Source organism: Vibrio sp. 378 (assembly GCF_033339435.1).
In genome coordinates, this window is sequence record NZ_JAWOUO010001000.1 from 1 (window position 1) to 552 (window position 552).

General features: G+C 46.7%; 1 protein-coding gene. It reads left to right on the forward strand.

Translation table 11 applies throughout. The features are described from left to right. Window positions 1-552: chorismate-binding protein (locus R7Q48_RS30025; protein ID WP_318134048.1), on the forward strand; the 552-nt coding region annotated here is incomplete at both ends.

A 552-nucleotide genomic window follows, 5' to 3' on the forward strand; every position in this document is an offset into this window, starting at 1 on the left:
GCACAGTTTTGATCTTTCTTCGCACCACACACATGCCATTTTCCTTGGTGGCCTATTTGCGTATGACTTGGTGGCGCACTTCGAACCATTAGGAGACGCGGTAGCAACAAACCAGTGTCCGGATTACGTCTTCTATGTTGCGGAAACATTGCTGGTTGTAGATCACCAAACAGAATCCTGCCAACTGCAAGCAACATTGTTCGTTGACGGCTCGCAAAAAGCAGCGCTAGAAAGTCGAATCGAAGATATCCGAGCTCAATGCACATCGCCAAAGCGTCTTCCAGACGCAACGCAAGTGGCCAATATCACAGCTCAACCAAGCGTTTCGGATCAAGATTTCTGTCAAATCGTCCGTGATCTAAAAGAATTCGTGGTAAAAGGCGATATTTTCCAAGTAGTTCCTTCTCGTCGATTCACATTGCCTTGCCCTTCTCCGCTAGCAGCTTACAAAGAGCTAAAGCAAAGCAACCCAAGCCCTTACATGTTCTACATGCAAGATGAGCTGTTCACTTTGTTTGGTGCGTCTCCAGAAAGTGCGTTGAAGTATGAAAC